Origin of the sequence: Ideonella azotifigens, from assembly GCF_006519715.1 — a bacterium.
Taxonomy (GTDB): Bacteria; Pseudomonadota; Gammaproteobacteria; order Burkholderiales; family Burkholderiaceae_C; genus Ideonella; species Ideonella azotifigens.
The window spans coordinates 1-6,152 of the sequence record NZ_VIDT01000324.1; the positions used below are offsets into that span (position 1 = coordinate 1).

6 protein-coding genes are annotated in these 6,152 nt (G+C 68.4%); 3 read left to right on the forward strand and 3 right to left on the reverse strand.

Features of this window, described 5'->3' with window-relative positions:
• Positions 1-226 precede the first annotated feature (226 nt).
• Both FKP22_RS18240 and FKP22_RS18245 read left to right on the forward strand, forming a co-directional pair.
• A complete protein-coding gene (locus tag FKP22_RS18240) occupies positions 227-808 on the forward strand; it encodes a DUF6622 family protein (RefSeq protein ID WP_310733348.1) in 582 nt (193 codons plus the stop codon).
• Between the two features lie 117 nt (positions 809-925).
• A complete protein-coding gene (locus FKP22_RS18245) occupies positions 926-1,363 on the forward strand; it encodes a YXWGXW repeat-containing protein (protein WP_233446883.1) in 438 nt (145 codons plus the stop codon).
• Positions 1,364-1,441: 78 nt separating this feature from the next.
• Here FKP22_RS18245 and FKP22_RS18250 read toward each other — a convergent pair whose 3' ends face one another.
• Complete coding sequence (locus FKP22_RS18250; protein WP_141289048.1) at positions 1,442-3,505, reverse strand: NAD(+) synthase; 2,064 nt, start codon at positions 3,503-3,505, stop codon at positions 1,442-1,444.
• A gap of 140 nt (positions 3,506-3,645) precedes the next feature.
• Here FKP22_RS18250 and FKP22_RS18255 point away from each other — a divergent pair, with 140 nt between their 5' ends.
• A complete protein-coding gene (locus tag FKP22_RS18255; RefSeq protein WP_141289049.1) occupies positions 3,646-4,080 on the forward strand; it encodes a DUF427 domain-containing protein in 435 nt (144 codons plus the stop codon).
• 10 nt (positions 4,081-4,090) lie between these two features.
• Here FKP22_RS18255 and FKP22_RS18260 read toward each other — a convergent pair whose 3' ends face one another.
• Together FKP22_RS18260 and FKP22_RS18265 are read right to left on the reverse strand one after the other, a co-directional pair.
• Positions 4,091-5,491, reverse strand: a complete 1,401-nt coding sequence (locus FKP22_RS18260; protein WP_211361456.1) for a class II fumarate hydratase — start codon at positions 5,489-5,491, stop codon at positions 4,091-4,093.
• A 272-nt stretch (positions 5,492-5,763) separates the two neighbouring features.
• A partial coding sequence (locus FKP22_RS18265; RefSeq protein WP_510606719.1) for an ATP-binding cassette domain-containing protein occupies positions 5,764-6,152 on the reverse strand: 389 nt, incomplete at its 5' end.

The following is a 6,152-nucleotide window of genomic DNA, read 5'->3' on the forward strand; positions in this document are numbered from 1 at the left end:
GCACCATCCGCCCGCCCGCCCGGCAGATCGGCGAGCTGGCGGCGGCGCAGGTGCTGCAGCTGGGCCGCGGCGAGCAGCCGTCGGCGCTGACCGAGCTGGTTTGCGAACTGGTGGCGCGGGAAAGCGCCTGAACGGCACTTCGGTGGCTTGCATTTCGCGCCGCCGGGCCGTATTTCGCGACCGGCCTTGGCGGCTCGTCGCAAGCCGCTGTCGGCGAACCGGGCGCGTGGGCACAGTTCGTTCATCGGATGCCTTTCATTCGAACCGAATCAACCTGAAGGAGCCCACCATGCTGATGCAGATCCTGTCCCACACCCCTACCTGGGTTTTCGCCTTGTTCGCCGGCCTGCTGTGGCTGGGTGGCAAGCAGATGCTGGCACGTCGCGTGAAGCTTGCGCGCATCACGCTGGTGGCGTTGCTGATGACCGGGCTGTCGGTGGCGGGCGTGTGGTTGGCCTTCTCGGGCACGGCAGCGGCGCTGCCGATCTGGGCACTGGCTGCGGCGCAGGTGGCCACGCTGGTCTCGCGCAGGCCGCTGCCGCAGGGCACGCGCTTCGACACGGCCACGCAGGAATGCGTGGTGCCTGGCAGCGCCGTGCCGCTGGCGCTGATGATGGGCATCTTCCTGACCAAGTACACCGTGGGCGTGCTGCTGGCCATGCAGCCGGCGCTGGCCCAGCAACTGGGCTTCGCGGTGGGCCTGTCGGCCGCGTATGGCTTGTTCAGCGGCGTGTTCGTCGGGCGCGCACTGCGGCTGTGGCAACTGGCGCTGCGCATGGACCGCGAAACCGGTCTGCAAGCAGCCTGAGTGTAAAGCGCTGTGAAGCGCGAGTGAAGGCGCAGCAAGGTGCTGCAGGCCTGGGCCTACAGCACCATCCGCGCTCGTCCGATGTGAGCGCAGCCTGCAAAGTGGGAATCTTCGTCCATGGCATCACTGCCGAAGAAGGAGATCGAGATGTTGAAGGCTTCCATCATTGCTTTGTCGCTTGCGGCCCCGTTTGCCGCGGCTTTGCCGACCCAAGCTTCGGCTGCCGTGGACTTCGTGGTGCGCATCGCGCCGCCGGCGCCGCGCTATGAAGTGGTGCCGCCGCCGCGTCCGGGCTACCTGTGGACCCCTGGCTACTGGAGCTACCGCAACAACCAGCATTACTGGGTCGCGGGCACCTGGGTGCGTGAGCGCCCGGGCTATGTCTACAACCACCCGACCTGGGTGGAGCGCAACGGCGAGTGGCGCCTGAGCCAGGGCAACTGGGCGCGCAACGACCGCGACCACGACGGCATCAAGAATTCCCGTGACCACGACCGCGACGGCGACGGCGTGCGGAACCGCGCCGACCCCCACCCGAACGTGCCAGGCCGTTGAGCCGACACGCACTGAAGCTTGAATCGATAGACGCACGGGGCCAGGTGGCAACACCTGGCCCCGCTGCGTTTCAGGGCCTCATACCTGAGGTACCTTTTCCAGTTCGGACAGCCAGGCGGTGGCGGTCGCGTCGCTGGGCGCGCGCCAGTCGCCGCGAGGCGAGAGCGAGCCGCCCGAGCCAACCTTGGGCGCATTCGGCACGCAGCTGCGCTTGAACTGGCTGGTGGTGAAGAAGCGGTGCAGGAAGGTGCGCAGGTGCTGACGGATGGCCGGCAGCTCGTAGGCGGTGCGGGCCACGTCTGGGCCTTCGGGCCAGCTTCCTGCTGCCTCGTCTTGCCAAGCGGTCAAGGCAAGGTAAGCCACCTTGGACGGCGCAAAGCCGTGGCGCAGCGTGTAGTACAGAAAGAAGTCGTGCAGCGCATAGGGCCCGATGCTGGCTTCGGTGCTTTGCGCTGGCTGGCTGCCTTCGCTCGCACCAGCATCGGCGGGGATGAGTTCCGGGCTGACTTCGGTGCCCAACACATCGCGCAGCACCTGGCTTCCGGCAGCGCCGATCTGGCCCGAATCCGCCACCCAGCGCACCAGGTGCTTGATCAGCGTCTTGGGCACGCTGGCGTTGACGTTGTAGTGCGACATGTGGTCGCCCACGCCGTAGGTGCACCAGCCCAGCGCCAGCTCGCTCAGGTCGCCGGTGCCCACCACCATGCCGCCGTGCTGGTTGGCCAGGCGGAACAGGTGGCTGGTGCGCTCTCCCGCCTGCACGTTCTCGAAGCTGATGTCGTAGACCTTCTCGCCGCGCGCGTGGGGGTGGCCGATGTCCTTCAGCATCTGCTCGCAGCTGGGCCGGATGTCGATCTGCTCGGCCTGGCAGCCGATGGCGGACATGAGGCGCAACGCCTGGTCCAGCGTGCGGCCGCTGGTGGCGAAGCCGGGCATGGTGTAGGCCAGGATGTCGCTGCGCGGCCGGCCCAGCAGGTCCATTGCCCGGGCGCAGATCAGCAGCGCCTGCGTCGAGTCCAGCCCACCCGAGATGCCGATGACCAGCTTGCCGATGCCGCTGGAGGCAATGCGCTGCGCCAGGCCCTGGACCTGGATGTCGTAGACCTCCTGGCAGCGCTCGTCTCGGCGCGAGGCGTCCGCCGGCACGTACGGAAAACGTTCGACGCGGCGGCGAAGCGGGCCGGTCAGCCGGGAGGTGCCGACCTGGAACGGCACGCGGCGGAAGTGGTTCAGCTGCGCGCGCAGTTGAGAAGTCTGGTGGCCAAAGGAGTTCTGGCGCTGGCGCTCGTTGGCAATGCGTTCCAGGTCCACGTCGGCGCTGATCCAGTGCGAGTCGGTCAGGAAGCGGGCGGACTCCTTCAGCAACTCGCCGCATTCGGAGATGAGCGACTGGCCGTCCCAGGCCAGGTCGGTGGTGGACTCTCCCGTGCCGGCCGAGCTGTAGAGGTAGGCCGCCTGGCAGCGCGCGGCCTGCTGCGTGACGAGCGCGCGTCGGTAGCCGGCCTTGCCGATGGTCAAGTTCGAGGCCGACAGGTTGGCCAGCACCGTGGCGCCCGCCAGCGCCGCATGGCTGGACGGCGGGATGGGCACCCACAGATCCTCGCAGATTTCCACGTGCAGCTGCAGCAGCGGCTGGTCGGTGGCGGTGAACAGCAGGTCGTTGCCGAAGGGCACGCGCTGCGCGCCGATCGTCACCTCGGTGCTTTGAACATTGGCAGCAGGGTTGAACTGGCGCGCCTCGTAAAACTCGCCGTAGTTCGGCAAATACGTCTTCGGCACGATGCCCAGGACCTGCCCGCGCTGCAGCACCGCGGCGCAGTTGAACAGGCCGTGGTCCACCCGCAGCGGCAGGCCCACCAGCGCCAGCGTGTCCAGCCCCTGTGTGGCTTCGGCCACGCGCAGCAGCGCGGCTTCTGCTGCGCGCTGCAGGGCCTGCTGGTGGAACAGGTCGTCGCAGCTGTAGCCGGTGAGGCCCAACTCGGGGAAGACAACGAGCGAGGCGCCTTCGGCCGCGGCGGCCTGGTAGAGCGCGATGGTCTGCTCGGCGTTGAAGGCGGGGTCGGCCACGCGGTTGCGCGGCACGGCCACCGCCACGCGGGTGAAGCCATGGTTGGCGGGGTTGCGGAAGGTCGTGGCGTCCAAGGGTCAGCTCCTGTGCATTGCCCGCGAGGCTACCGCATTGCGGGCCGCGCCCGCGGCGGCACGCCGATTGCTGCTCCGGGCGTCCAGCTCGGCCCGTTTGGACAGCTGCCGGCTTCGACATGGACCGACAGGAGACCCTCATGAACCCTTCTCCAGGACACAAGGAACATCCGGAACATCATGTGCGCGAGCGGCACCTGAAGCAGCGCATGGTGGTGGAGTGGCATGGCCAGACGCTGGCCGACTCGAGCGATGTGATTCAAGTCGACGAGGACAAGAACCCCCCGCGCTACTACTTTCCGCGCAACGAGGTGAAGACCGAGATGCTCAAGCGCACGCAAACCAGCTCGCACTGTCCGTTCAAGGGCGAGGCGAGCTACTACGCACTGCACTCCGGTGACCAGACGCTGCCGGATGTGATCTGGAGTTACGAAGCGCCTTACGACGAGCACCTCGCGCTGAAAGACAGGATGGCCTTCTGGGTCGAGAAGATCGACGGGCTGCAGATCAAGAAGCTGGGGGCCAGTGAGGCCGCCGCCGGTCAGGCGGCGCGCAGCACGCCGCCGTCCTCCTGAACGCCCCGAGTCAATCCTGGCCTGTGAGATGGGCCGGATCGAGCAGCTTTTCGAGTTCGGCGCGCGGAATGTCGGTGTGTTCGGCGGCCACATCGACGATGGGGCGGTCTTCCTTGTAGGCCAGCTTGGCGATCTCGGCGGCCTTGGCGTAGCCGATCAGCGGGTTCAATGCGGTGACCAGGATGGGGTTGCGAGACAGGGCCTGCTTGAGCCGCTGCTCGTTGACGCGGAAGCTGGCGATGGCCTTGTCGGCCAGCGGGGGCATCACGCCGGCCAGCAGCGCAATGCTTTCGAGCAGGTTGCGGGCGACCAGCGGCAGCATCACGTTCAGCTCGAAGTTGCCGGACTGGCCGGCGATGGTCAGTGCGGCGTCGTTGCCGATGACCTGCGCGGCAACCATCGCGGTGGCTTCCGGGATCACCGGGTTGACCTTGCCGGGCATGATGGACGAGCCCGGCTGCAGCGCCTGCAGCTCGATCTCGCCCAGGCCGGCCAGCGGGCCGGAGTTCATCCAGCGCAGGTCGTTGGCGATCTTCATCAGCGCGACGGCCAGCGTCTTCAGCGCGCCGGAGGCTGCGACAGCCGTGTCCTGCGCGCCCATCAGCGCAAAGCGGTTCTCGCCGGGCGCGAAGGCCATGCCGGTCTGGCGGTTCAGCGCCGCGCAGCACAGCGCGGCGAACTGTGGGTCGGCATTCACGCCGGTGCCCACCGCCGTGCCGCCCAGCGCCAGCTTCTGCAGCAGCGGCAACACGCCTTGCAACTGGCCTTGCGCCAGCGCGAGTTGCGCGGCCCAGCCTTCCAGCGCCTGGCTCAGGCGCACCGGCATCGCGTCCATCAAATGCGTGCGGCCGGTCTTCACGTGCGCGTGCGTGGCGCGGGCCTTGTCCAGCGTGGTGGCGACCAGGCTTTGCAGGGCCGGCAGCAGTCTGTTCTGCAGGGCCTGGGCCGCGGCAACGTGGATCGCGCTGGGCACCACGTCGTTGCTGCTCTGGCTGGCGTTGACGTGGTCGTTGGCGCTGACCTTGTCGTTCAGCCGGCGCCCGGCCAGCGTGGCCAGCACCTCGTTGGCGTTCATGTTCGAGCTGGTGCCCGAGCCGGTCTGGAAGATGTCGACCGGGAAGTGGCGCAGCAGGGTCTCGTCCGGCAACGCCTGCAGTTCGGCCACGGCGGCCTGGATGGCTTGTGCCTGCGCAGCGCTGATGCCGCCCAGCTGCTGGTTGGCCTCGGCTGCAGCGGCCTTGATGGCCAACAGCGCGTGCACAAACGGGGCCGGCATGGGCTGGCCGCTGATCGGGAAGTTCAGCACCGCGCGCTGCGTCTGGGCGCCGTACAGCGCCTCGGCGGGCACCTGCATGGCGCCCATGGAATCGGATTCGGTGCGGAAGGCGGCGGCAGAAGAGGACGTGGTCATGCGAGGAGGCTCCGTCAGGAAAAAGATGCGCGAAGGGCTTGGCGCCTGGGAGCCCACTCTACGGCGCAAGGCGGGCGCTTGTGGCGGCACGGCGCAAAGGCTGGGTGGCGGGTGGGGGCGCTGGTGCCGTTCTATACCGGCAGCGTGAACCAGACCACGGCCGCCGCCGCGAGCACCAGCAGCAAGGCCGCCAGGTCGCGCAGGCGCTCGTACCGAAGCGGCAGGCGGCTGGGAAGGCGCGAGGAGTTCATGGGCAAGGCTCCGGTGAGGGTTCAAGCGACGCGGCGGCGCGCCAGTACCGCCAGCCGGCCGTCCTCGCCCGGCACGCTGCGCAGCTGGATGCCGTAGAGGTTTTCGAGCGGCGCCAGCGCGCTGGCGTTCGGCGGCAAGTCGCCCATCAGCCGGCCTTGCTGCAGCAGCCACAGGCGCTCGAAGCCGGCCAGGGCCTGGTTGATGTCGTGCAGCACGGCGACCAGCGCATGGCCGCGGGTGCGGCAGAAGGCCTGCATCGCGTCCAGCAACTCGAACTGCAGGCCGGGGTCCAGCGAGGCCAGCGGCTCGTCGACCAGCAGCAGCCCGGCCTGCGCGTCCCACAGCTGGGCGAAGACACGCGCCAGTTGCACGCGCGCCTGCTCGCCGCCGGAAAGCGTGTCGAAGCGGC

Coding starts and splice junctions, on each gene's coding strand:
- FKP22_RS18260 (WP_211361456.1), bottom strand. CDS start 5,491: ATGACCACGTCCTCTTCTGCCGCCGCCTTCCGCACCGAATCCGATTCC.
- FKP22_RS18255 (WP_141289049.1), top strand. CDS start 3,646: ATGAACCCTTCTCCAGGACACAAGGAACATCCGGAACATCATGTGCGC.
- FKP22_RS18245 (WP_233446883.1), top strand. CDS start 926: ATGGCATCACTGCCGAAGAAGGAGATCGAGATGTTGAAGGCTTCCATC.